Annotated in this window: 25 protein-coding genes; 10 read left to right on the top strand and 15 right to left on the bottom strand. The window is 63.5% G+C overall.

Annotated features, from left to right (window positions below):
* Positions 1-52 precede the first annotated feature (52 nt).
* Complete coding sequence (gene sthA / locus APH30_RS02715) at positions 53-1447, top strand: Si-specific NAD(P)(+) transhydrogenase (RefSeq protein ID WP_009686290.1); 1395 nt, start codon at positions 53-55, stop codon at positions 1445-1447.
* A gap of 42 nt (positions 1448-1489) precedes the next feature.
* On the opposite strand, the gene APH30_RS02710 is transcribed toward sthA, so the two are convergent.
* Together APH30_RS02710 and APH30_RS02705 are read right to left on the bottom strand one after the other, a co-directional pair.
* Positions 1490-2212: a glycerophosphodiester phosphodiesterase gene (locus APH30_RS02710; RefSeq protein WP_009686291.1), complete on the bottom strand. Its 723-nt coding sequence runs from the start codon at positions 2210-2212 to the stop codon at positions 1490-1492.
* 30 nt (positions 2213-2242) lie between these two features.
* Complete coding sequence (locus APH30_RS02705) at positions 2243-2827, bottom strand: PilZ domain-containing protein (RefSeq protein WP_054911647.1); 585 nt, start codon at positions 2825-2827, stop codon at positions 2243-2245.
* 93 nt (positions 2828-2920) lie between these two features.
* Between APH30_RS02705 and APH30_RS02700 the strand changes: the two genes are divergently transcribed.
* The 3 genes from APH30_RS02700 to APH30_RS02690 all read left to right on the top strand — a co-directional run bounded on the left by APH30_RS02700 (position 2921) and on the right by APH30_RS02690 (position 6165).
* The gene (locus APH30_RS02700; RefSeq protein ID WP_047149820.1) at positions 2921-4171 is read left to right on the top strand and encodes a lipoprotein-releasing ABC transporter permease subunit; all 1251 of its coding nucleotides are present in this window, start codon (positions 2921-2923) and stop codon (positions 4169-4171) included.
* A gap of 7 nt (positions 4172-4178) precedes the next feature.
* Entirely contained in the window at positions 4179-4862 is a 684-nt protein-coding gene (gene lolD / locus APH30_RS02695; protein WP_172828393.1) for a lipoprotein-releasing ABC transporter ATP-binding protein LolD, read from the top strand.
* Between the two features lie 61 nt (positions 4863-4923).
* On the top strand, positions 4924-6165 hold the full coding sequence (locus APH30_RS02690) for a lipoprotein-releasing ABC transporter permease subunit (protein WP_054911661.1): 1242 nt from the start codon (positions 4924-4926) through the stop codon (positions 6163-6165).
* Positions 6166-6209: 44 nt separating this feature from the next.
* On the opposite strand, the gene APH30_RS02685 is transcribed toward APH30_RS02690, so the two are convergent.
* Together APH30_RS02685 and cinR are read right to left on the bottom strand one after the other, a co-directional pair.
* Entirely contained in the window at positions 6210-7562 is a 1353-nt protein-coding gene (locus APH30_RS02685; protein ID WP_054911646.1) for a heavy metal sensor histidine kinase, read from the bottom strand.
* Positions 7559-8239 carry a two-component system response regulator CinR gene (cinR, locus tag APH30_RS02680; RefSeq protein WP_054911645.1) on the bottom strand — a complete coding sequence of 227 codons (681 nt, stop codon included), beginning with the start codon at positions 8237-8239 and terminating at the stop codon, positions 7559-7561. The genes APH30_RS02685 and cinR overlap by 4 nt, the downstream gene beginning before the upstream one ends.
* A gap of 200 nt (positions 8240-8439) precedes the next feature.
* On the opposite strand from cinR, the gene APH30_RS02675 reads away from it, so the two are divergent.
* Together APH30_RS02675 and queF are read left to right on the top strand one after the other, a co-directional pair.
* Positions 8440-8985 carry a plastocyanin/azurin family copper-binding protein gene (locus APH30_RS02675; protein ID WP_009686298.1) on the top strand — a complete coding sequence of 182 codons (546 nt, stop codon included), beginning with the start codon at positions 8440-8442 and terminating at the stop codon, positions 8983-8985.
* Between the two features lie 68 nt (positions 8986-9053).
* Positions 9054-9884, top strand: a complete 831-nt coding sequence (gene queF, locus APH30_RS02670; RefSeq protein ID WP_054911644.1) for an NADPH-dependent 7-cyano-7-deazaguanine reductase QueF — start codon at positions 9054-9056, stop codon at positions 9882-9884.
* A 43-nt stretch (positions 9885-9927) separates the two neighbouring features.
* On the opposite strand, the gene APH30_RS02665 is transcribed toward queF, so the two are convergent.
* Entirely contained in the window at positions 9928-10191 is a 264-nt protein-coding gene (locus tag APH30_RS02665; RefSeq protein ID WP_009686300.1) for a DUF4404 family protein, read from the bottom strand.
* A 122-nt stretch (positions 10192-10313) separates the two neighbouring features.
* The gene (locus APH30_RS02660; RefSeq protein WP_054911643.1) at positions 10314-10877 is read right to left on the bottom strand and encodes a hypothetical protein; all 564 of its coding nucleotides are present in this window, start codon (positions 10875-10877) and stop codon (positions 10314-10316) included.
* 199 nt (positions 10878-11076) lie between these two features.
* On the opposite strand from APH30_RS02660, the gene APH30_RS02655 reads away from it, so the two are divergent.
* Positions 11077-11784, top strand: a complete 708-nt coding sequence (locus APH30_RS02655; protein ID WP_054911642.1) for a VacJ family lipoprotein — start codon at positions 11077-11079, stop codon at positions 11782-11784.
* Positions 11785-11844: 60 nt separating this feature from the next.
* On the opposite strand, the gene APH30_RS02650 is transcribed toward APH30_RS02655, so the two are convergent.
* On the bottom strand, positions 11845-12144 hold the full coding sequence (locus APH30_RS02650; RefSeq protein ID WP_054911641.1) for a PilZ domain-containing protein: 300 nt from the start codon (positions 12142-12144) through the stop codon (positions 11845-11847).
* Between the two features lie 280 nt (positions 12145-12424).
* Between APH30_RS02650 and rssB the strand changes: the two genes are divergently transcribed.
* Together rssB and rssC are read left to right on the top strand one after the other, a co-directional pair.
* Positions 12425-13606, top strand: coding sequence for a two-component system response regulator RssB (gene rssB / locus APH30_RS02645; RefSeq protein WP_054911660.1), 1182 nt, complete (start codon positions 12425-12427; stop codon positions 13604-13606).
* Entirely contained in the window at positions 13603-14085 is a 483-nt protein-coding gene (gene rssC / locus APH30_RS02640; protein ID WP_009686305.1) for an anti-sigma factor antagonist RssC, read from the top strand. Before rssB ends, rssC begins: the two co-directional genes overlap by 4 nt.
* Positions 14086-14167: 82 nt before the next feature.
* On the opposite strand, the gene APH30_RS02635 is transcribed toward rssC, so the two are convergent.
* From APH30_RS02635 to dusA, 3 genes are all read right to left on the bottom strand, one after another.
* Positions 14168-16018 (bottom strand): alkaline phosphatase D family protein, encoded by a 1851-nt coding sequence (locus APH30_RS02635; RefSeq protein WP_054911640.1) that lies wholly within the window; start codon positions 16016-16018, stop codon positions 14168-14170.
* 71 nt (positions 16019-16089) lie between these two features.
* Positions 16090-17016, bottom strand: coding sequence for a transaldolase (tal, locus tag APH30_RS02630; RefSeq protein WP_054904173.1), 927 nt, complete (start codon positions 17014-17016; stop codon positions 16090-16092).
* A 187-nt stretch (positions 17017-17203) separates the two neighbouring features.
* Positions 17204-18214: a tRNA dihydrouridine(20/20a) synthase DusA gene (dusA, locus tag APH30_RS02625; protein ID WP_009686308.1), complete on the bottom strand. Its 1011-nt coding sequence runs from the start codon at positions 18212-18214 to the stop codon at positions 17204-17206.
* Between the two features lie 432 nt (positions 18215-18646).
* On the opposite strand from dusA, the gene APH30_RS02620 reads away from it, so the two are divergent.
* Positions 18647-18835 carry a DUF1737 domain-containing protein gene (locus APH30_RS02620; RefSeq protein ID WP_054911639.1) on the top strand — a complete coding sequence of 63 codons (189 nt, stop codon included), beginning with the start codon at positions 18647-18649 and terminating at the stop codon, positions 18833-18835.
* A 24-nt stretch (positions 18836-18859) separates the two neighbouring features.
* Here APH30_RS02620 and APH30_RS02615 read toward each other — a convergent pair whose 3' ends face one another.
* From APH30_RS02615 to APH30_RS02595, 5 genes are all read right to left on the bottom strand, one after another.
* Positions 18860-19162 carry a chorismate mutase gene (locus tag APH30_RS02615; protein WP_054911638.1) on the bottom strand — a complete coding sequence of 101 codons (303 nt, stop codon included), beginning with the start codon at positions 19160-19162 and terminating at the stop codon, positions 18860-18862.
* 185 nt (positions 19163-19347) lie between these two features.
* Positions 19348-20046, bottom strand: a complete 699-nt coding sequence (locus APH30_RS02610) for an anti-sigma factor domain-containing protein (protein ID WP_054911637.1) — start codon at positions 20044-20046, stop codon at positions 19348-19350.
* Positions 20043-20591, bottom strand: a complete 549-nt coding sequence (locus tag APH30_RS02605; RefSeq protein ID WP_054911636.1) for a sigma-70 family RNA polymerase sigma factor — start codon at positions 20589-20591, stop codon at positions 20043-20045. The genes APH30_RS02610 and APH30_RS02605 overlap by 4 nt, the downstream gene beginning before the upstream one ends.
* Positions 20592-20694: 103 nt before the next feature.
* Entirely contained in the window at positions 20695-21222 is a 528-nt protein-coding gene (locus APH30_RS02600) for a DUF3455 domain-containing protein (protein WP_054911635.1), read from the bottom strand.
* 328 nt (positions 21223-21550) lie between these two features.
* Positions 21551-21984 (bottom strand): cytosine permease (locus APH30_RS02595; protein ID WP_177333703.1); only part of this gene is annotated, 434 nt, incomplete at its 5' end.

Raw genomic sequence — 21984 nt, 5'->3', positions numbered from 1 at the left:
ATCGCGTCCCGCGAGCGACCGTGGCTTGCGGGCCAGTTCTGAAGGAGTACGCATGGCTGTCTACAACTACGACGTAGTGGTGCTGGGTTCCGGCCCGGCCGGTGAAGGCGCGGCAATGAATGCCGCCAAAGCAGGGCGCAAGGTTGCGATGGTCGATGACCGTCGCCAGGTCGGTGGTAACTGCACCCACCTGGGCACCATCCCGTCCAAGGCACTGCGTCACTCGGTGCGGCAGATCATGCAGTTCAACACCAACCCCATGTTCCGTGCCATTGGCGAGCCGCGTTGGTTTTCGTTCCCGGACGTGCTGAAAAGCGCCGAGAAGGTCATCGCCAAGCAGGTGGCTTCGCGCACGGGATACTACGCCCGCAACCGGGTTGACGTGTTCGTCGGTACCGGCAGTTTTGCCGACGAGCAGACCGTGGAAGTGGTGTGCTCGAACGGCGTGGTGGAAAAGCTCAATGCCAAGCACATCATCATCGCGACCGGTTCACGCCCCTACCGCCCGGCCGACATCGACTTCCACCACCCGCGCGTCTACGACAGCGATACCATCCTCAGCCTCAGCCACACCCCGCGCAAGCTGATCGTTTACGGCGCCGGCGTGATCGGTTGCGAATACGCTTCGATCTTCAGTGGCCTGGGTGTGCTGGTAGAGCTGGTGGACAACCGCGGCCAGTTGCTGAGCTTCCTCGACTCGGAAATTTCCCAGGCGCTGAGCTACCACTTCAGCAACAACAACATCACCGTGCGGCACAACGAAGATTATGAGCGCGTCGAAGGCCTGGACAACGGTGTGATCCTGCACCTGAAGTCGGGCAAGAAGATCAAGGCCGACGCCTTGCTGTGGTGCAACGGCCGTACCGGCAACACCGACAAGCTGGGCCTGGAGAACATTGGCATCAAGGTCAACAGCCGGGGCCAGATCGAGGTCGACGAGGCCTACCGTACCAGCGTGCCGAACATCTACGGCGCCGGTGACGTGATCGGCTGGCCAAGCCTGGCCAGTGCCGCCCATGACCAGGGCCGCTCGGCCGCTGGCAGCATCGTGGACAACGGCAGCTGGCGCTTCGTCAATGACGTGCCGACCGGCATCTACACCATTCCGGAAATCAGCTCGATCGGCAAGAACGAACAGGAGCTGACCCAGGCCAAGGTGCCGTACGAAGTGGGCAAGGCGTTCTTCAAGAGCATGGCGCGGGCGCAGATTGCCGGCGAGCCGCAAGGCATGCTGAAGATCCTGTTCCACCGCGAAACCCTGGAAATCCTGGGTGTTCACTGCTTCGGCTACCAGGCCTCGGAGATCGTCCACATCGGCCAGGCGATCATGAACCAGCCAGGTGAGCAGAACAACCTGAAGTACTTCGTCAACACCACGTTCAACTACCCGACCATGGCCGAAGCCTACCGGGTAGCTGCCTACGACGGGCTGAACCGGCTTTTTTGAGCGGCTCCGACCGGTGGCCTGAGCCGGTCGGAGAGACCGATTTCAACCCTGCCCGAGGGTGGTCTTGGCCAAACCGGGAAAGTCTGTAATCAGGCTGTCCACGCCAAAGTCAGCCAGCCGGCGCATCAGTGCCGGCTCGTTGACCGTCCACACCGACACGTGCAAACCCTGGGCCTGTGCTTTGAGCAGGCGTTCGGGTGTGCATAGCGTCCAGTTCAGGGCCAGCAAGTCGCAGCCGTAGTTCTGGGCGACCTTCAACGGGTCGAGCCAGGCGTACTCCGCCACCAGCCCACGTTTCACATCTGGCACCAGCTCCTGGGCTGCACCCAGTACTTCGCGCGAGCTGGAGGTGATGGTGACCTTGTCCAGCAAGTTGTACTGCTGGGCCAGCTCGCGGATGGCCAGAACGGTGGTGGCAGCGCGCGTGCGCGAGGCGCTTTTCACCTCCAGTTGCCAGTGCTCGAACGGGCATTTCTGGAACAGCTCTTCCAGCGTGGGAATCGGGCAGGGCTGCACGTGGCCTGGCCCGCCCTTGCGGGCATCGACCTTGACCAGGTCGGCGGCCGGGTGTTCGACCACCTTGCCGCGCCGGCCGGTGGTGCGCTTGAGGGTGGCGTCGTGGATCACCATCAGCTGGTTGTCGGCTGACAGGTGCAGGTCCAGTTCGCAGCGGGTCACGCCGTGTGCCAGGCACTGCTGGAAGCTGGTCAGGGTATTTTCGGGTGCTTCGCCCTTGGCGCCGCGATGGCCGTAGATCAGGGTCACGTTCGTTCCTTCAGATCAGAGAAAACAGGTTCAGGATGCAGGGCTGTTCTGTTCCAGTTGCTGGCGCCGTTGCTGCTGTTGGCGCTGCAGGATGTAACGGGCCAGCAGTTGCCGTTGGGCGTCGGTCATGTCGATGAACTCGGTGCCGACGTCGTAACCGCCCCCGGTGCGCTGGTCGCAGTGGGTGACTTTACCGCGCAGCAGTAGGCCGTGGGCACGAGGCATCAGCACCATTTTCACCTTGACCCGGGTGCCGGGGGCAAGCGGGTTGCGCTGGGTGAATTCGATACCGCCTTCGGAAATGACCACTGGCTGGGGTTGCCCGACTTCGCCGAGCAGGGTCTGGGCAACCACTGCGCTGAGCAGGTCGAGGCGTTTGTTCTGCGCGCGCAGGAAGGCGGCCAGGGTGCGGTCCTTGTCGCTCAGCTGGCGCAGCAGGTGCTGCGCCTCGAAGTCCGACAGGTGCAGCTCGCTGAGCAGGTTGAACAGTGGGGAATCATCTTGCAATACATCTGGGTCAAGGGCTTCGGCCGCGCTTAGGGGGCTTATTTGAAGTGCGATCCGATCGTCGATGCGGTAGTATTCGCGGCGATCTTCTTCGTCTAATGTCGTCATGGCGAACCCAAGGTAGCGGCGGTGGTCCGAGTGTAAAGCCGCCGTAGGCGCCTCGCCACAAGGACGTTCCCTTTCATCCGAACAAGCCCCGACATGTTCAGACCTCTTTTCGCATTTATCGGTACGCGTTATACCCGTGCCAAACGTCGCAATCACTTCGTCTCGTTCATTTCCCTGACCTCGATGATCGGCCTCGCCCTGGGCGTGGTGGTGATGATCGTGGTGCTGTCGGTGATGAACGGTTTCGACCACGAGATGCGTACCCGCGTGCTGGGCATGATCCCGCATGCCACGCTGGAGAGCGGCCAACCCATTGCCGATTGGCAGGCCCTTGCCCAACAAGTAAAGCAGAATCCGCAGGTGGTGGCGGTTGCGCCGTTCACCCAGATGCAAGGCCTGCTGACCCACGATGGCAAGGTGCAGAAAGTGCTGCTCAATGGCATCGACCCGGCCCGCGAGCGCGAGGTGTCGATCATCGACAACTTTGTCTTGCAGGGGCGCCTGGACCAGTTGGCGCCGGGCGAGTGGGGGATCATGATCGGTGACAAGGCGGCGGCCAAGCTGGGTGTGGCCATCGGCGACAAGCTCACCTTCGTCGCCCCCGAGGTCAGCGTGACCCCGGCCGGCATGTTCCCGCGCATGAAGCGCTTCACCGTGGTCGGCACCTTCCACGTTGGCGCGGGCGAGATCGACGGCTACCTGGGCTTGACCAACATCAGCGACCTGTCGCGCCTGCACCGCTGGAAGCCCGACCAGGTGCAGGGCCTGCGCCTGAAATTCGACGACCTGTTCCAGGCGCCGCGGGTAGCCTGGAGCATCGCCCAGCAGTTGGGTGACCAGGCGTTCTACAGCCGCGACTGGACCCGTACCCACGGTAACCTGTACCAGGCGATCCGCATGGAAAAAGCCATGATCGGCCTGCTGTTGCTGCTGATCGTGGCGGTGGCCGCGTTCAACATCATTTCCACGCTGGTGATGGTGGTCAACGACAAGCGTGGCGACATCGCCATCTTGCGCACCCTCGGCGCGACGCCCGGGCAAATCATGCTCATCTTCATGGTCCAGGGCACGGTGATCGGGGTGATCGGTACCCTGATCGGCGCCGTGGTCGGCATTCTTGCGGCACTGAATGTCAGTGCCGCCATCGCCGGCATCGAGAAACTGATCGGGCACAAGTTCCTCAATGCCGACGTGTATTTCATCGATTACCTGCCGTCGCAGATCCAGGCCCAGGACGTGTACATGGTCTGTGGCGCGGCGCTGGTCCTGAGTTTCTTCGCCACCTTGTACCCGGCCTGGCGTGCGGCCCGCACCCAGCCTGCCGAGGCGCTACGTTATGAGTGAGTCGCGCATGAGTGATAAAGCCGTTCTGAGTTGCCGCAACCTGGGCAAGTCCTACGACGAGGGCCCGGAGTCGGTACAGGTGCTGTCCGGCCTCAACCTGGAGCTGCACGCCGGTGAGCGCATTGCCATTGTCGGCAGCTCGGGCTCTGGCAAGAGCACCTTGCTGAACCTGTTGGGCGGCCTTGACCGGCCCACCCAGGGCAGCGTCTGGCTGGCGGGCGAAGAGCTGTCGGCGCTGGGTGAGCGTGCCCGCGGCCTGCTGCGCAACCGTGAATTGGGCTTCGTCTACCAGTTTCACCACTTGCTGCCGGAATTCACCGCCATCGAAAACGTGTGCATGCCATTGCTGATCGGCCGCACGCCCATCCCCGAGGCCCGTGAGCGGGCCGAAGCACTGCTCAAGCGCGTAGGCCTGGGCCACCGCCTCAACCACAAGCCGGCCGAGCTGTCGGGTGGCGAGCGCCAGCGTGTGGCCATTGCCCGGGCCCTGGTCAACCGCCCTGGCCTGGTGATGCTCGACGAGCCTACCGGCAACCTCGACCACCATACTGCCCAAGGCATTCAGGAGTTGATGCAGGAGCTGTCCAGTGCTTCGCGCACAGCGTTCCTGGTGGTAACGCACGACCTCAGCCTGGCGCGCCAGATGGACCGTGTATTGAAGCTCGACGACGGCCACCTGGTGGCGATCTGAGCGACTGTACGGGGTAACAGGCGTTGCCCCGTTTTCCTGTTTTCATTGGGTGATTTCGTACATGTTCAGACCCTTGCCCATTTTCATCGGCGCGCGCTACACCCGAGCCAAGCGCCGCAACCACTTCATCTCGTTCATCTCGATGACCTCGATGATCGGCCTGTCGCTGGGCGTGCTGGCGATGATCGTGGTGCTGTCGGTGATGAACGGCTTCCAGCGCGAAATGAGCTCGCGCATCCTGGGCCTGGTGCCGCATGCCGCCATCCTCGGGGTGCAGCCACTGGACGACTGGCACAAGGTTGCCGATGCGGCGCTGCAGAACCCGGCAGTGATGGCCGCCGCGCCCATTACCGAAATGGAAGGCATGCTCTCGTACAAGGGGGCGATGCAGCCGATTCAGGTGAGTGGTATCGACCCGGCCGAGGAGAGCAAGGTCTCGATCGTCGGGCAGCACATCGTCCAGGGCCGCTTGCAGGACCTGCAGCCGGGCGAGTTCGGCGTGGTCATCGGTGAGCTCACGGCCCGCCGTTTCCGCCTGAATACCGGCGACAAGCTGACCTTGATCGTGCCGGAAATCAGCAAGGAGCCGGGTGGTATCACCCCGCGCATGCAGCGCCTGACCGTGGTCGGCATTTTCAAGGTCGGCGCCGAACTGGATGGCTCGCAGGCCTATATCCATATGGCCGATGCTGGCCAGATGCAGCGCTGGGTGCCGGGCCAGGTACAAGGCGTGCGCCTGAAGCTGCACGACCTGTACGCCGCGCCGCAGGTGTCCAAGGCCATCGCCGCCGGGCTGGGCGATGCCTACCGTGCCGATGACTGGTCGCACACCCAGGGCAGCCTGTTCAGTGCGATGAAGATGGAAAAGACCATGATCGGCCTGTTGCTGATGATGATCATTGCAGTGGCGGCGTTCAACATCATCGCCACCCTGGTGATGGTGGTGAACGACAAAGGCCCGGACATCGCCATTTTGCGCACCCTGGGCGCCACGCCAGCGCAGATCATGGGTACGTTCATGGTCCAGGGCAGCCTGATCGGTATTGTCGGCACGCTGATTGGCGGGGTGCTGGGCGTGATTGCCGCGCTGAACGTCAGCCAGATCGTCGGCTGGCTGGAGCGGGTGAGCGGGCAGCACATCTTCACCTCGGATGTGTACTTCGTCAGCAGTTTGCCGTCGCAGCTGGAGGGGAGCGATGTGTTGATGATCTGCACCGCCGGCCTGGTGATGAGCTTCCTGGCAACCATCTACCCGGCTTACCGGGCTTCGCAGGTGCAGCCGGCCATTGGCCTGGCGGTTTGAGCCACAGCTGAAGGCTTGCGCAGCGGGCTGCAAGGCAGCCTGTTTCACCGGCCTTCAGTGAATTCGATCACGAAGCGCGTCCACCCCTGCGCGCACTCCGCGCGAATGCAGCCGCCATGGGCCTGCACGATCGACCGGGTAATCGCCAGCCCCAGGCCGGCATGCTCGCTACTGCCTTCACGCCGTGCCGGGTCTACCCGGTAGAAGCGGTCGAACAGCCGTGGCAGGGCCGCGGGCTCGATGGCCGCGCCGGTATTGGCCACGCTGATGCTGGGCCCCGCTGCCAGGGCCACCCGTATCTGCCCGCCTGCCGGGGTAAAGCGCAGCGCGTTATCCAGCAGGTTGGACAGGGCCCGGCGCAGCATGTGCCGGTCGCCGTGCAGCACGGCCTCACCTTCGCGCAGCATCTGCACGTCGCCGTCTTCGGCCAGCGGTGCGTAGTATTCCAGCAGCGCATCCACTTCCTCATGCAGTGCCAGTGGCGCTTGCCCAGGCACCAGCAGCCCATGGTCGGCCTTGGCGAGGAACAGCATGTCATTGATCATCTGCGCCATCCATTGCAGCTCCTCCAGGTTGCCATGCAGGGCCTCGCGGTATTCTTCCAGGCTGCGCGGGCGGGTGAGGGTGACCTGGGTGTGGGTCAGCAGGTTGGACAGCGGTGTGCGAAGCTCGTGGGCGATGTCGGCGGAGAACGCCGACAGGCGCTGGAACGCATCGTCCAGGCGCTGCAGCATGGCGTTCATGGTGCTGGCCAGTTCGGCCAGTTCTACGGGCATCTGGGCCACTGGCAGGCGGGTGGTGAGCGAGCGAGCCGACACCCCAGCGGCCACCTGGCCCATTTGCCGCAACGGCCGCAGACCGCTGCGGGCCGCCCAGGCGCCCAGCAGCGCGGTGGCCAGCGCCGACAGGCCGACGGTCAGCCAGATCAGGCGCTGCATGCCTTGCAGGAAATGCTGGTGGTGCGTGATATCAAGGTACAACGCCAGTTGTGGCGATGCGTTGCTGCCCGGCGCCAAGGGCGCGGTCAGGCTGCGGTAGTCCGCCCCTTGGGCATGCTGGGTGCCCAGCCCGGTCGGCAGCACTGCCGGCGGCAGGCCGCTGCGGCTGGCGAACCAGGGAGTGCCGTCGGCGCCGCTGATGCGCATGGCCAGGTCGGCTTGATGGCTCAGCGCTTCGCGCAGGGCGGGCAGGCGCGCCTTCAGCGCTTCGGCGGTAGTGATGCCGTCCAGTTGCGTGCGCAGCAGCGACAGCCGTGAGGCGAGTAGTTGTTGATCCAGTTCGATGAAGTGCTGCTCACTGGCCCGGTTGAACAACAGGCCGGCGCCCAGCGAAACCGCCGCGGTGCAGGCGGCGAACAGCAGCGCCAGGCGGCTACCGAGGGATACCCGGCGCATCACGCTGGCCGCACTTCGAGTACATAGCCCATGCCGCGCACGGTGTGGATCAACTTGTTGGGGTGCGGGTCGTCGATTTTCAGGCGCAGGCGGCGGATTGCCACTTCGATCACATTGGTGTCGCTGTCGAAGTTCATGTCCCACACCTGTGAGGCAATCAGCGACTTGGGCAGCACCTCGCCCTGCCGGCGCAGCAACAGTTCCAGCAGGGAAAATTCCTTGGCGGTCAGGTCGATACGGCTGCCTGCGCGCTCGGCGCGGCGGCGGATCAGGTCCAGGCGCAGGTCGGCCAGGCTCAGGGTAGTGTCCTGGCTCGGGCTGGCGCCACGGCGCAGCAGGCTGCGCACCCGCGCCAGCAGTTCGGAAAAGGCGAACGGTTTGACCAGGTAATCGTCTGCGCCCAGCTCCAGGCCATGTACCCGGTCCTCGACGGCATCGCGCGCGGTCAGGAACAGCACAGGCGTATCCCGACCGGCCTGGCGCACGGCCTGCAGGATCTGCCAACCGTCGCGACCGGGCAGCATCACATCCAGGATCAGCAGGTCGTGGTCGCCGCTCAGGGCCAGGAACTGGCCGGTCTCCCCGTCGCTGGCCAGTTCGGTGGCGAAGCCGGCCTCGTTCAGGCCCTGGCGCAAGTACTGGCCGGTACGGGCCTGGTCTTCGACGATCAGCAGTTTCATAGAGGTACCAAGGTTTCAGCTGGCTTGCGGTGGCGCTGGAAACGGGCGCGCCCCGTGCGTAAGCCGCAGGGGTGGCTGAAATGATACGTGACGATGTGTCTGCATGCCCAACCTGACAAAGTTGTAATCTTGCTGTCAGCCAGTTGCCAGTCACCGGTGACTAATGTGGCTGCACCCTGTCGTGTATTCCCGGAGTCATCATGAAACGCCTGTTCCTCGCCGCCACCCTTGCCATGGCCAGCCTGCCGGCCCTAGCCGGCCAGGCCGGCACCTTTGCCTTCGGCGAGCCAGCCCCGGCGGCCAAGGCCACCCGCACTGTAGAGGTGGTACTCAAGGACATCGCCTTCGAGCCCAAGCGCCTGCAGGTAAAAGCTGGCGAAACCGTACGTTTCGTGCTCGTGAATGAAGGCAAGCTGCCACACGAATTCAACCTGGGCGACAAGGCCATGCACGCCGAACACCAGAAAGAAATGCTTGCCATGCAAGGCAAGCTGTTCAATGAGGGCATGAACCACCAGGGCATGGACCATGGCCAGGCGATGGACCCTGGGCAAATGATGGGCCATGAACAGATGAACGATCACGGCGGTGGGCACGCGCACGGCGGCGGCAACACGGTGCTGGTGATGCCTGGCCAGCGCGCCGAACTGACCTGGACCTTCCGCAAGTCGGCGCCTATCGAGTTCGCCTGTAATGTGCCGGGGCACTACCAGGCCGGTATGGTCGGGGCACTGACCATCGAGTGACGGGGCCTGCAAGGCGGGGTGCAAAACCGGTAGACTAGGGGTAATTCCGAACCTCCAGGTCAGTTTACATGCATCCCGCTGCCGAACACTCCCCGCTGGGCAAAGCCAGCGAATACGTCGCTACCTACTCCCCGGAGCAACTGTTCCCGATCCCGCGTACGGCCAAGTGGGCCGAGCTGGGTGTTACCGCCCAGACCTTGCCGTGGCACGGTGTGGATTACTGGAACTGCTTTGAGCTGAGCTGGCTGCTGCCTTCTGGCAAGCCTGTGGTGGCGATTGGTGAGTTCGCCATTCCGGCCGATTCGCCCAACATCATCGAGTCCAAGTCGTTCAAGCTGTACCTCAACTCGCTGAACCAGACAGTCTTCGCCACCCTCGACGAGCTGCAGGCATGCTTGGCGAAGGACCTGTCGGCAGCAGCGGGCAAGCCGGTTGGGGTGAAGGTGCGCACTTTGGCAGAGGTCGAGGCCCAGGGGGTGGTGGCGTTGCCCGGTCTGTGCATCGATGCGTTGGACGTTGCCATCAGCAACTACGCACAGCCGCAGCCAGAGCTGTTGCGCTGCAGCCCTGAGCGGGTGGTTGAAGAAACCGTACACAGCCACTTGCTGAAGTCCAACTGCCCGGTTACCGGGCAGCCGGACTGGGGTAGCGTGGTCGTCGAGTACAAGGGCAGGGCGCTGGACCACGCCAGCTTGCTGACCTACCTGATCAGCTTCCGCCAGCATGCCGACTTCCACGAGCAGTGTGTGGAGCGTATCTACCTGGACTTGAAGCACTTGCTGCAGCCGGAGCACCTGACCGTGTATGCACGGTATGTGCGCCGCGGGGGGCTGGATATCAACCCGTACCGCAGTACCGATGCTATCAGCCCGGATAACCAGCGGCTGGTTCGCCAGTAAGGGCTGGGAACGCAGGAGGGGTGCAATGCACCCCTTCGTGGTGTCAGATCCCCATGCTGTGCAACGAGTTGGCAATGCTGCGCAGGGTGGCGGTAAGGTCGGGGTGTTCGGCCTCGAAGCGCTCGATCGCCAGGTTCACGCCATCCACCAGGTTGTTGTCCGGGGTGGCTTCCTCCAGTTTCAGCTGTGCCTCGATCTGGCGCGCTTCTTCGTGCAGTGCGGCCAGCTCTTCTTCCGAGAGCGGTACGTTACGGTCCAGTTGCTCGCGCAAGGTGTTCAGGCGCTCTTGCAATTCGCGGGCAGGCATTGGCTTTTCTCCATCAATGGCTTGGCTAGCCATGGACCTCAGCGAAGCGGCAAAGGTTCTGGCCTGCTTTCAGCGTAATCCACCTGCCACTGCTTTGCATGATCCGCGTCAACATGGCTGTATCAGGGTTTTTCACCTTTGGCACGGCGCCGGGCGATGTCCTGCAGGCAGGTATCCAGCGCTTCCAGGTGGTCGATCACCGAATGCACGCCCAGGCTGAACAACGCCAGGGTCGCCTTGCCGCGCGCCAGGTCCTGCTCCGCAGGGGGTAGCGCTTGCCATTGGGCGGAACCGGGTTCGCACAGTGGGCTGCAGGCAGCCAGGCCGATCGTCCACAGCCCGGCGTTGAGCCCCGCCTGCAGCAACCGCGGGTCGCCGCTGACCAGTACACAGCCTGCCAGGCGTTGGCTGCCCAGCTGCATTAGTGCTTGCCAGCAGGCATTGGGTGCTGGCAAGCACGGGTCGGTCACCGTAAGCCCCGGGAGCCAGTCAGGCAGCACCTGGGCCATGCGCTGGCTCGGCGGGTCGGCAAGCTCATCCAGCCAGATACAGGGGACGTGGCGCTGATGCAGGTTGGCGAGGATGGCCAGCGCGCCGGGGGCCGGTGCGGGTGCGCCGTTGGCACTCTGTACCAGGCAACCGCGCAGGCCGAACAGCACAGCGGTGAGGGCGGGTGTAGCGTGCATGGCGGCGTCCCCAAATACGCCGCAGGCTATTGGCTGATTGTTACCGCCCTGTGACAGCGGGGGCTGGTGCAACAGTTGTTCACAAAATATTGAGCAAAAATGTGTAAAGCTGTCTAACAGCCCGTAAGCCTCTATACTGCCGCCTTAACGCCACGCGACCCGTGCGCTGGCGGTCGAGAAACCCGATGGAGAGACATCTATGCGTAGGATCGGTGCCAGTGTGATCGATCGAGTCACCCAGGCCTGTGTCTGTGCCGGCATGCTGCTGGCGCCCGTGGCCGCCACCCAGGCGGCCACCGAGGAAGATCCTTGGGAAGCGGTCAACCGCCCGATCTTCCGTTTCAACGATACGGTCGACACCTATGCCCTCAAGCCATTGGCCAAGGGCTATGAGGCCGTTACCCCGCAGTTTCTCGAAGACGGTATCCACAACATCTTCCGTAACCTGGGCGATGTGACCAACCTGGCCAACAATATCCTCCAGCTCAAGCCCCACGCAGCCGGCGTGGACACTGCGCGGCTGATCGTCAACACCACCTTTGGCCTGGGTGGGTTCTTCGATGTGGGCACCAAGATGGGCCTGCAGCGCAGCGACGAAGACTTCGGCCAAACCCTGGGCTACTGGGGCGTGCCGAGTGGCCCGTACGTGGTCATCCCGCTGCTGGGCCCGAGCACCGTGCGCGATGGCGTGGCCAGGTACCCGGACACCTATACCAAGCCTTACCGTTACATAGACCACGTGCCGACCCGCAACTCGATCTTCGCCCTGGACGTGATCGACACCCGCGCCAGCCTGTTGTCGGCCGAGAAGCTGATGCAAGGCGACAAGTACATCTTCATTCGTAATGCCTACTTGCAGAACCGCGAGTTCAAGGTCAAGGATGGCGAAGTCGAAGACGACTTCTGACCGTTCACGCTGTGCAGGGGCGCCCGCGCTAGGCCGCCCCTGCTGGCTTCGGGTGCCGCTTCAATGCATTGCCAGAATCTTCAGGCCGAACTTCTGCTGGCCGTCTGGCTGGTCAGCGATCCACACCACCTCGGTGCTGGCGTGCAGCCCCTTCAAGGCCGGGTGGTCGGAGTCGATCCGCACTTCGAGCTGCTGACCTACCTGAAAATGCTCTGGCGCCTGCACCTGCATGCCGCCGCTGGACAGGTCCAGGCAGCGCGCGGCGATGACCTGGCCTTCGTGCAACAAACTGACTTCGGCGTCGATGCGCATGCGGATGAAATCGCGTTTCTCGCTGTGGCTGGAGGGCGTGTGGGGCATGCTGCATCCTTCCCATCGGGTTGCGCTGGTCGACTTTCTTATAACTCCCGGCGATTTGCCCTGTAAAGAGCGATGAGGTCGACCCACGCATGCTTGAAACCCCTGGCGGATGGGAGTACCGTCTGCGCCTTACAAGGTTGCTCTCACAGTTGCCGACAGTTGCTGGGCAGGTGTTCTTGTCCTACAACTCAAGTAGAGTATGACCACAAAGAATTCCCGTAGCTGGCCGTCTGCCTTGCCGACACCGCTGCACCAACCTAAATCGGCGCCGTTCGCCCACATGCAGAATACCAGTGCAACGCTGCTGATCATCGATGACGACGACGTGGTCCGTGCGAGCCTCGCCGCGTATCTTGAAGACAGTGGTTTCAGCGTGCTCCAGGCCGGTAATGGCCAGCAGGGGCTTCAGGTCTTCGAAGAGCACCAGCCCGACCTCGTGATCTGCGACCTGCGCATGCCGCAGATGGGCGGGCTCGAACTGATCCGCCAGGTCAGCGAGCGTGCGCCGCAGGTGCCGGTGATCGTGGTGTCCGGTGCCGGCGTCATGAGTGATGCGGTAGAGGCGCTGCGCCTGGGGGCTGCCGACTATCTGATCAAGCCGCTGGAAGACCTGGCCGTACTGGAGCACTCGGTGCGCCGCGCCCTCGACCGCTCGCGCCTGGTGCTGGAAAACCAGCGCTACCGCGACAAGCTCGAAGCCGCCAACCGCGAACTGGAGGCCAGCCTGCACCTGCTGCAGGAAGACCAGACCGCCGGCCGCCAGGTGCAGATGAACATGCTGCCGGAAAGCCCGTGGGGTGCCGGCGAGTTCGCCTTCGAGCATCAGATCATCCCGTCGCTGTACCTGTCGGGTGATTTCGTCGACTACTTCCGCGTCGATGACCGGCGTATCGCCTTTTACCTTGCCGATGTTTCAGGGCATGGCGCGTCGTCGGCCTTTGTCACCGTGCTGTTGAAATTCATGACCACACGCCTCATGTTCGAACTCAAGCGCAACAAGATGCGTGAGTTCAAGCCATCGGAAGTGCTCAGCCACATCAACCGCGGCCTGATCAACAGCAAGCTGGGCAAGCACGTGACCATGGTAGGTGGCGTGATAGACGAGGATTCGGGCCTGCTGACCTACGCCGTTGGCGGCCACTTGCCGCTGCCGGTGCTGTACACCCCAGGCAACGCCCGCTACCTGGAAGGCCGTGGCCTGCCGGTGGGGCTGTTTGACGAGGCCACTTACCAGGACCTGGTCGTGGAGCTGCCGCCACAATTCAGCATCAGCCTCATGTCCGATGGCATTCTGGACCTTTTGCCGGGTGATACGCTCAAAGATAAAGAAGCCGCCTTGCCGGAGATCGTCAAGGCAGCAGGTGGTAGCCTGGATGGGCTGCGTCAACGTTTTGGATTGGCTACGCTTGGGGAGATGCCGGATGATATCGCCCTATTGGTGTTAAGCAGGAACCTTCAATGAGTACCGGTAGAATCCAGTTCGCCGAGCAGAGCGGTACCTTTGTACTGAAATTTGTCGGTGAAGTGCGCCTGACCTTGTGTTCGGCGCTGGATGCAACGATCGAGAAGATTTTCACGGCGCTGAACTTCTCGGCCATTGTCATCGACCTGACCGAAACCGAGAGCATCGACAGCACCACCTTGGGCCTGCTGGCCAAGCTGTCGATCCTGTCGCGCCAGAAGGTAGGCCTGCTGCCGACGGTGGTGACCACCAATCCGGACATCTCCCGGCTGCTGCAATCGATGGGCTTCGATCAGGTGTTCAATATCGTCGATCGGCCAATTCCCTGCCCCGAGTGCCTGACCGACCTTCCGTCGCAGGACCAGAACGAAGACGTGGTGCGTTCCAAGGTGCTGGAGGCGCACAAGATCCTCATGGGCCTGAATGACTCCAACCGCGAAGCGTTCCATGACCTGGTGAATGCGCTGGAGCGCAGCTAGGCACTGTGCCTTGAGGGGCGTGCGCGATTGTAGCGGCGCCACTTCGCAAGAGCCTGGCCCACGCGCTGGCCACGCTGCCTGGCTACGGGCCCCCGATAAACTCGGTTGCCTGCGCGCCACCCGCATCCAGCTGATACACGCGTACCGGCCGCCCCTGCCGATCAAAAAACACCTGACCCAGCCCCGCGCCGTTCCACAGCCGTTCCCCGGCCTTGCTGTGGCTGGGCGTGCGTGGCACGACCTCCATTTCCCGGCGTTTGGTAAACCAGTTAAGCGGCGAGCGCGGCGAGTACAGCCAGCGGTTGAGGCGGTCCAGCACGTCCAGCAGGCGCCGGGGGAACTCGTTCTTGATGCCGCTGCTGGTCACTTGCCACAAGTGGGGGCTGCGTTGGCGGTGGCGAATCAGCACTTCGTAGACGAATGAATAGTGCACATCGCCCGACAGCACCACGTAGTGCCCGGGTGTGCGCGAGTGGCGGAATATGTTGAGGATGACCTGTGCCGCCCCGCGGTGGGCCATCCAGTTTTCGGCGTCGACCAGCAAGGGGTAGCCCAGCCAGCTGAAGACCTTCTGCACCGTCTCGATCAGTTTCACGCCGAAAATCGGCGCCGGTGAAACGATGACTGCCGATGGGTGATCGAGCAGCGCCTGCTGCAGTTCACTCAACGCTTCCCAGTCCAGCAGGCCGGATGGCCTGGCCAGGTTGCTTTCGCTACGCCAGCGGCGGGTACGGGTGTCCAGCACCAGCAAGGGCGGCTCGGTAGGCAGGCTGAACTGCCAGCCCTGAAAGCGCAGCAGCTCACCGATCACTGCATCCTGGTTGTTGCCGGTCAGTGCCTGGCACTGGCCGAGCAGCGGCTTGCAGGTGTCCGGGGCATTGCCCCAGGCCTGGCACAACAGGTAGCCGAGCAGGGCATTGCCGATGATCCGCCGTGAAAACGGGTGGCCGTAGGCGGTCTGCTCCCATTGTGCCGACAGGTTCCAGTCGTCGGTGATGTCGTGGTCGTCGAAGATCATCAGGCAGGGCAGGTGGGCCATGGCCCTGGCCACTTGGCCAAGGTTGTCGGCAAACCCGCGGACCAGCGGCAGCTCGTGCTGGTAACGGGCCTGGTGCTGGTCGCTGAGCCCGGCTGGCATGGCCAGGTCGACCAGCTGCCACGGCACGGGTGACCACACCAGCAGGTACATGGCCATGACTTCGGCGAAGGTCACCAGGTGGTTGTCAGCGTTGCTGGAAGAGAAGATCGGTTTGCGCTTGCCACCGAAGAACCGCTCGCGCAGGGTTTCGTTGAGCTTCTGTGCCGGCAACAGGTCTGCGCGGTGATAGTAACTGGCCGGGTGCTGGTACAGCGCCTGGCTGTCGGTGACCACCGCACCTTCAAGTTGCTCGTCGAACAGGCCCAGGCGCGCGATCAGGCTGTGGATGGCACGCAGCATCGGCCCGGCCACGTCGTCGGCATACACCTGGTCGCCGGTCATCAGCAGCACGGCGGGGCGGTCTTGCGGGGTTGTGCAAGCCTGCAGCAGGCGGTCGGCGCACAGCAGGCCGTCGGCCGCAGGGTGGTGCGGTTTGCGGCAGGAGCCATGCAACAGGTGGTCGAGGCGCTCGCGCAACACCAGGTTGGGGCGCTGGTTGCCGGGGTAGAGCAGGTGAGGTGCCCAATCGGCGATGCCCCTGCCATCGATCAGCAGGTCATAGTCCAGCAGCTGGTTGCAGGGCAGCGGGCCGCTGAAATGGATGTCCAGCAAGTGAATGAAGGCCTGCTTGCCTACGGCTACCACCTGGCAGTCGACCTGGGCCTCGCTGGCGGTGCAGACGAATTGCGCGTGCAGCGGTTCGGTGGCGACCAGCCAGATAGCCAGGCGCTGGGGTTCCAGGCGCCGCAGGACCGGGCCGGCGAGTACGAGGGGCAGCAGTGTAGGGGCGGTCATCAACAGCTCGGGAAGGGCATGGGGCGCAAGGTGCTTGGCACTTTACGCCCGCCTGGCAAGACTGAAACTACTCAGGCGTTTTCAGCCATCAATTTTTCCAGCTTTTCCTGGTCCCGGGCAAACTGGCGGATGCCTTCGGCCAGCTTCTCGGTGGCCATGGCATCTTCGTTCATTGCCCAACGGAACTGGCTTTCGTTCAGCACCTGCTTGGCTTCGCCAGCATTGCCGGGCTTGAGCATGCGCGGCAACTCACCCTGGTCGCTGCTCAACTGGTCGAGCAGGTCAGGGCTGATGGTCAGGCGATCGCAGCCCGCCAGTTGTTCGATCTGGCCGATGTTGCGGAAGCTGGCACCCATGACGACGGTGTCGTAGCCATTGGCCTTGTAGTAGTTGTAGATGCGCGTGACCGATTGCACACCCGGGTCTTCGGCGCCCACGTAGTCCTGACCGGTGCTTTTCTTGTACCAGTCGTAGATCCGGCCCACGAACGGCGAAATAAGGAATACCCCGGCATCCGCACAGGCCTGGGCCTGGGCGAACGAGAACAGCAGGGTAAGGTTGGTCTGGATACCTTCCTTTTCCAGCTTCTCGGCAGCGCGAATGCCTTCCCAGGTCGAGGCCAGCTTGATCAGCACGCGGTCACGGCCGACGCCGGCTTTTTCATACAGGTCGATCAGCGCCCGGGCCTTGGCCAGCAGGGCCGGTTCGTCGAATGACAGGCGGGCATCCACTTCGGTGGAGATGCGCCCGGGAATGACCTTGAGGATGCCCGAGCCCACGGCCACGGCAAACTTGTCGCAGGCCAGGTCGACATTGCCCTTGGCATCTGCCTTGACCTGCTTGAGCAGGTCCGCGTAACCCGTGATGGCAGCGGCTTTGAGCAGCAGCGACGGGTTGGTGGTGGCATCGACCGGTTTCAGGCGGGTGATGGCGTCCAGGTCTCCGGTATCGGCGACCACGGTGGTGAACTGCTTGAGTTGTTCCAGCTTGGAGGTCATGGGCGTGCTCTGTCCTGTGCAATGACTCGACATTACCCGAGCCCCGACGGCCGCTCAAGGGCCGGTAGGCGCGGGCCTGCCACGAAGGGTGGTGTGAAGATGATATTCGAGTCCGGCGCCACCCCGAGGTTCCGCACACCACCGCGCGTGCTGGCGTCATCTGCACCCGCTGTCGCTACACAGCGCATCAGCGCCCCTGAAGCAACTCCACTGCCTGGTCGAACACGGCCAGCGGCTGCGCCGCCTTGTGAATATCCGCCGACAGCAGCTGACGGAAGCGCCGGGCGCCCTTGAACCCCTGGGCCAGCCCCAGAATGTGCCGGGTAACATGGTGCATCGCGCCCCCACTTTCCATGTGCGCCACGATGTACGGCCGTAGCTGCGCCAACGCCTCGCTGCGGCTGATCACGGCAGCTTCGCTGCCGAACAGTTGCTGATCAACCTCCGCCAGCAGGTACGGGTTGTGATAGGCCTCACGCCCCAGCATCACCCCGTCGAAGGTTTGCAGGTGCGCCTGGCACTCGCCGAGGGTTTTGATTCCGCCGTTGAGCACAATCTCCAGGTCCGGGAAGTCGGCCTTCAGTTGTGCTGCCACGTCGTAGCGCAGCGGTGGAATCTCGCGGTTTTCCTTCGGCGAAAGCCCTTCCAGAATCGCGATGCGCGCATGCACGGTAAAGCTGCGGCAGCCCGCCTCGCGTACTTGGCCAACGAAGTCGCACAGCTCGGCGTAGCTGTCGCGCCCATTGATGCCGATGCGGTGCTTGACCGTCACCGGGGTGGCTACCGCATCGCGCATGGCCTTCACGCAATCGGCCACCAGCGCCGGGTGGGCCATCAGGCAGGCACCGATCATGTTGTTCTGCACCCGGTCGCTCGGGCAGCCGACATTGAGGTTGACCTCGTCGTAGCCGGCTTGCTCGGCAAGGCGGGCACAGGCCGCCAGGTCGGCAGGCACGCTGCCGCCCAGCTGCAGGGCCAGCGGATGCTCGGAAACGTCATGGCGCAGGAAACGGTCGGCGTCGTTGTGCAGCAGGGCGCCGGTGGTGACCATTTCGGTGTAGAGCAAGGTTTGCTTGGACAGCAGGCGCAGGAAGAAGCGGCAATGGCGGTCTGTCCAATCCATCATGGGGGCAACGCTGAAGCGGCGTGACGGCTCAGGGCGCGTGGTTTGTGGCTGGGAGCCTGATGTGGCAGTCATTTCGTTCAACGTGTTCTGTACCGGTTTCGGGGGTTCGAGGCGTTTTTACCTAGGCGTTTGGTACAAAGTACCAACCGACATACGACATGTACCAATCGTGGAAAAGGGTCGATGGCAGCACCCGCTACCCCGTCCAGTCCCGCACTGATCGCGACAAGGCGACAGTCTACCAAGAGAGCCGGGTGTTCGCCTGGAAACACGTCGCGATGGCCTGGGCGAAGCGACGGTACGCCGAGTTGAAAGAGGCGAGGGCTATCGGGGGGGCCGGTAACGCGCCTCGACCAGGAAGGCTGAAACGCTGGCGCGATCCACCGGTAGCCAAGCCCTGTTGGCCCGCATACAGTAGAGCACCCATGATCGATGCAACGGTTACCGACTCACCAGCAGGATCAACAGCCACAACGCGCCCCGCGTGAACCAAGGAAGAAAGTGATGAGCCAACCCCCCAATGATCTGCCCATCTACCGAGTGCTGACCGGCCCCGACAACGCCGCCTTCTGCCGGCGGGTCAGCGAGGCCTTGGAAATGGGGTACCAGTTACATGGCGCACCTGCCGTCACCTTCAATGGCAGCGATGTGATCGTGGCGCAGGCCGTGCTCTGGCCTCGAACCGGTGACTGATAATCGGCCGCCTTGCATGCCTCTTCAATCCCCCGAAGGGGCCAGCTTAGCGTGTGTGGTCAGTTCTTCATTGATGAAGGCCGCGATCATCGCCCGGTAAACCTGCTCCACCACCTCGGCTGAAGCGCCGGTTTGCTCCGCCATTTCGCGAACCTTCGTTATCACCTGCTCGACCCGCGCAGGCGCACGCACGTCATCGGTCGTCTTCTTGAAGGCGGCCGCTTGCGTCACGAGTCGGCCACGTTGGGCGAGAAGCGAAACCAGGCTGCGGTCAATTGCATCGATCCCTTGGCGGACTTCTTCCAGTGAGGTGCAACGTACTTCCATTTGCGCGACTTCCTTTTCATGAGACTGCGGTTGATTGGGGAGATCACTTGCACTGGCCCGGGCCGGCCAGCTCCGCCGGCTACGGCAATCGAGCAAGGGCCACCATTTAACTCGCTACGGCCCATGATTCCCAGACTTTCTGTGGCGTACCGTTTCTGTCTCTCGCCGGCCGGCAGGCAAAGGGGTCAAATCACTTTCACCGCCCGGCCTATGAACTTGACCGGCCCCGTTGGCAGGCCGGTAGGCGAGCCGCCGGCTTTCTCCAGTGTCAGCTCGAACAACTGGTCGGCTTCCAGCGGTGGCAGGCTCTGCAGGGGGACCCGGTAGGGTTCGCCGGGTTTGACCAGGCCCAGGGATACTGGCGCCCCCCACTGCGGACCCTTGGTCCAGAACTGCAAGGCCATGCCTTCAGGGAGCGCATCCTTACCGAGCGGGAGAAGCTCGATGGTGCGGCTGTCGCTGGTCTGCACCACCCAACCCGGGGCCTGGCTGCTCGGTGCCACCAGCACCACCACGAATTGCGTCGCGGGTGGGGGCGTTGTCAGCAAGGTGAACGCCAGCACTACACTGGCCGCCAACCCGGCGGCCGTGGTTGCTTGCCACAGGCCCAGGCGTTGCCACCACTTGGCTCGCCGCTCGCTGGCCGGGTGCGCCAGCTCGTTCAGGCTGCGCTGAATACGGCCCCACAGGCGCAGGCTCGGTGGCTGCGGCGCGGCCAGCGCGGCCAGTTCCAGCAGGCGCGACTCCCAGGCGTCCACTGCGGCGCGTAGGGCTGAGTCGGTACGCAGGCGCTCAGCCACTGCCGTGTGTTGCTCCGGCGGCAAGGTGCCCAATACGAACTCGCCGGCGAGGGTGTCCAGCGCTTCGTCAGTCTCCGGCTTCATTCCAGGCACTCCCGCAGTGCTTTCAGGCTGCGCTTGATCCAAGCCTTGACGGTGCCAAGGGGGGCGCCCAGCAGAGTGGCGATTTCGGCGTGGCTGCAGCCGTCCACATAAGCATGCAGGATGCAGTGCTGCGGGCCGGGCTGCAATTGTTCCAGGCAACGGTAAATCTTTGCCGAGCCTGACCACAGGGCCAGGTCATCCAGCCTGCCCGGCAAGGTGGGCACGGCAGCCATGTCGGCATCGTCCAACACAGTTTCACGCCGAGTATCGCGTATCGAATTCAATGCCAGATGGCGTGTGATGCTGTAGATCCAGCCGCGGGCCGAGCCGCGCGCGGGGTCGTAGCTGGCAGCGCCAGCCCAGATGCGAATGAACGCATCGTGGACGATGTCTTCGGCCGTGGCGTTGTCACGCGCGATACGCCGGGCTACGCCCAGCAGGCGTGGCCCTTCGTGATCGTACAGCGCTTGCAGGGCTCGCCGGTCACCCTGTGCGCAGGCCTCCAGGCAGTGGTGGAAGTCGAATGGGGTGACAGGCGAATTCAAGGTGTACGGCTTCCTTGTGTCTGGCGAGGTACCCCGGCCATCCAGCCGGGGGCTTGCCATCGAGCTTAGATCATCCGCTGCTGGATGTTGGCGCCGGCGCGCGTTACCTGGCTGTCCAGAACACATAGTCGGCCTGGTACTGGACGACCTGCCTGGCCCCCTTGTTCTGGGCCGTGCAGTCGCTGGTAGGGGCCACGCCGCCGCGGGTGGCCAGACGCTGGATGTAGCTGACCCCTTGCATGGCGCCTTTACCTTCGGCCGGGTTGGCCTTGACCAGTTGATAAGGAATGGCGCCTTTGTCTGCCGGGGCCAGCGCCAACTGGTTGCCGGTGACTTTCGAGCCATCCTTCGCTTGCCAGGTGGCGGGAGGACCAAAGTAGTCGCCCACTTGTTTGCCGCTACGGTCATTGAGCACGGCCTTGGGCCCAACGAAGGTCCATTCGGTCTGGCCGGCCGCATCGGCTTTGTCGCGGCACTCATAGGTGATCTCGCCGACCCCGACGGTCTCCAGCATAACGCGATGCCCCTCGGGCACCTGGACTGCTGTGGGCACGGCGGTTCGCGCGTGGGCGGTCTGCAGCGCCAGGGCAAGGCTGCAGGCGAGCAGGCAAGCGGAGTATGTATGGCTCATGGTAATGCTCCTGACAGGTCATTTGGCTGGGCGGTCATGGTCCACCCATCAGCAATACCCACCACGGGGTCTATTGGATGCACGGGGACAAAAAAATAGTTGCCTGCAAATGGCCGGCCGGCAGCGGGCAACCAAAGCCCGGGAGTAGGGTGGTGTCGTCTGGCGCGGTTACGTGGGTGGCCCTGCGGGCCAGGCGGGTCGCGGGGCATGTGCGCCAGGAAGATGCCAGGGGCGCGCAGTGGAGGTACAGACCTCTTTACACGCGTGCATCCGTACGGGCTAAGGGCCAGCATCACTGGCCCTCATCAGTCGGCTGATGGTGCCCCGATCAGTGATGCGCGCTATCCACCGCAATGCTCTCGCCGTCCACCGCGAGGTAGCTGGCGTTGCGGTTGGCGAGGGCGTAGTGGATCAGCCCACCCAGGCCGGCGCCGAAGAACCAGGAGAACTGCGACAAGGTGTCGAAGGCTGGGACCAGCGCCAGCACGATGGCGATCAGTGCCGCCGGCACGAATGCCGCAACGGCACGCAGGTTGACGCCGCCGCTGTAGTGGTAGGCCGCCTGCCTGCTTTCGCTGTAGAGCTGCGGCAGGTTCACCCGGCTGCGGCGTACCAGGTAGTAGTCGGTGACGATGATGCCGTACAGCGGGCCGAGCAGGGCGCCCAGGCCACCGAGGAAGTACACGATCACTGAGGGGCTGTTGTAGAGGTGCCAGGGCAGGATCACGACCGCAATGGCGGCACTGAGCAGGCCTGCGCGGT

Origin of the sequence: Pseudomonas sp. NBRC 111127 (assembly GCF_001320345.1) — a bacterium.
Classification (GTDB): domain Bacteria; phylum Pseudomonadota; class Gammaproteobacteria; order Pseudomonadales; family Pseudomonadaceae; genus Aquipseudomonas; species Aquipseudomonas juntendi.
Note: the sequence above shows the minus strand (reverse complement) of the source record. Positions and strands in the feature narration are given on the sequence as shown.

Bases quoted from the DNA above. Each gene is read 5' to 3' on its own strand.
- dusA (WP_009686308.1), bottom strand. From the start codon at position 18,214: ATGACTGCCACATCAGGCTCCCAGCCACAAACCACGCGCCCTGAGCCG.
- APH30_RS02700 (WP_047149820.1), top strand. From the start codon at position 2,921: ATGTTCAGACCTCTTTTCGCATTTATCGGTACGCGTTATACCCGTGCC.
- APH30_RS02615 (WP_054911638.1), bottom strand. From the start codon at position 19,162: ATGGAAGTACGTTGCACCTCACTGGAAGAAGTCCGCCAAGGGATCGAT.
- queF (WP_054911644.1), top strand. From the start codon at position 9,054: ATGCATCCCGCTGCCGAACACTCCCCGCTGGGCAAAGCCAGCGAATAC.
- APH30_RS02665 (WP_009686300.1), bottom strand. From the start codon at position 10,191: ATGCCTGCCCGCGAATTGCAAGAGCGCCTGAACACCTTGCGCGAGCAA.
- APH30_RS02655 (WP_054911642.1), top strand. From the start codon at position 11,077: ATGCGTAGGATCGGTGCCAGTGTGATCGATCGAGTCACCCAGGCCTGT.
- rssB (WP_054911660.1), top strand. From the start codon at position 12,425: ATGCAGAATACCAGTGCAACGCTGCTGATCATCGATGACGACGACGTG.
- tal (WP_054904173.1), bottom strand. From the start codon at position 17,016: ATGACCTCCAAGCTGGAACAACTCAAGCAGTTCACCACCGTGGTCGCC.
- APH30_RS02620 (WP_054911639.1), top strand. From the start codon at position 18,647: ATGAGCCAACCCCCCAATGATCTGCCCATCTACCGAGTGCTGACCGGC.
- cinR (WP_054911645.1), bottom strand. From the start codon at position 8,239: ATGAAACTGCTGATCGTCGAAGACCAGGCCCGTACCGGCCAGTACTTG.
- APH30_RS02635 (WP_054911640.1), bottom strand. From the start codon at position 16,018: ATGACCGCCCCTACACTGCTGCCCCTCGTACTCGCCGGCCCGGTCCTG.
- rssC (WP_009686305.1), top strand. From the start codon at position 13,603: ATGAGTACCGGTAGAATCCAGTTCGCCGAGCAGAGCGGTACCTTTGTA.
- APH30_RS02675 (WP_009686298.1), top strand. From the start codon at position 8,440: ATGAAACGCCTGTTCCTCGCCGCCACCCTTGCCATGGCCAGCCTGCCG.
- APH30_RS02690 (WP_054911661.1), top strand. From the start codon at position 4,924: ATGTTCAGACCCTTGCCCATTTTCATCGGCGCGCGCTACACCCGAGCC.
- APH30_RS02660 (WP_054911643.1), bottom strand. From the start codon at position 10,877: ATGCACGCTACACCCGCCCTCACCGCTGTGCTGTTCGGCCTGCGCGGT.
- APH30_RS02600 (WP_054911635.1), bottom strand. From the start codon at position 21,222: ATGAGCCATACATACTCCGCTTGCCTGCTCGCCTGCAGCCTTGCCCTG.
- sthA (WP_009686290.1), top strand. From the start codon at position 53: ATGGCTGTCTACAACTACGACGTAGTGGTGCTGGGTTCCGGCCCGGCC.
- APH30_RS02650 (WP_054911641.1), bottom strand. From the start codon at position 12,144: ATGCCCCACACGCCCTCCAGCCACAGCGAGAAACGCGATTTCATCCGC.
- APH30_RS02610 (WP_054911637.1), bottom strand. From the start codon at position 20,046: ATGAAGCCGGAGACTGACGAAGCGCTGGACACCCTCGCCGGCGAGTTC.
- APH30_RS02705 (WP_054911647.1), bottom strand. From the start codon at position 2,827: ATGACGACATTAGACGAAGAAGATCGCCGCGAATACTACCGCATCGAC.
- lolD (WP_172828393.1), top strand. From the start codon at position 4,179: ATGAGTGATAAAGCCGTTCTGAGTTGCCGCAACCTGGGCAAGTCCTAC.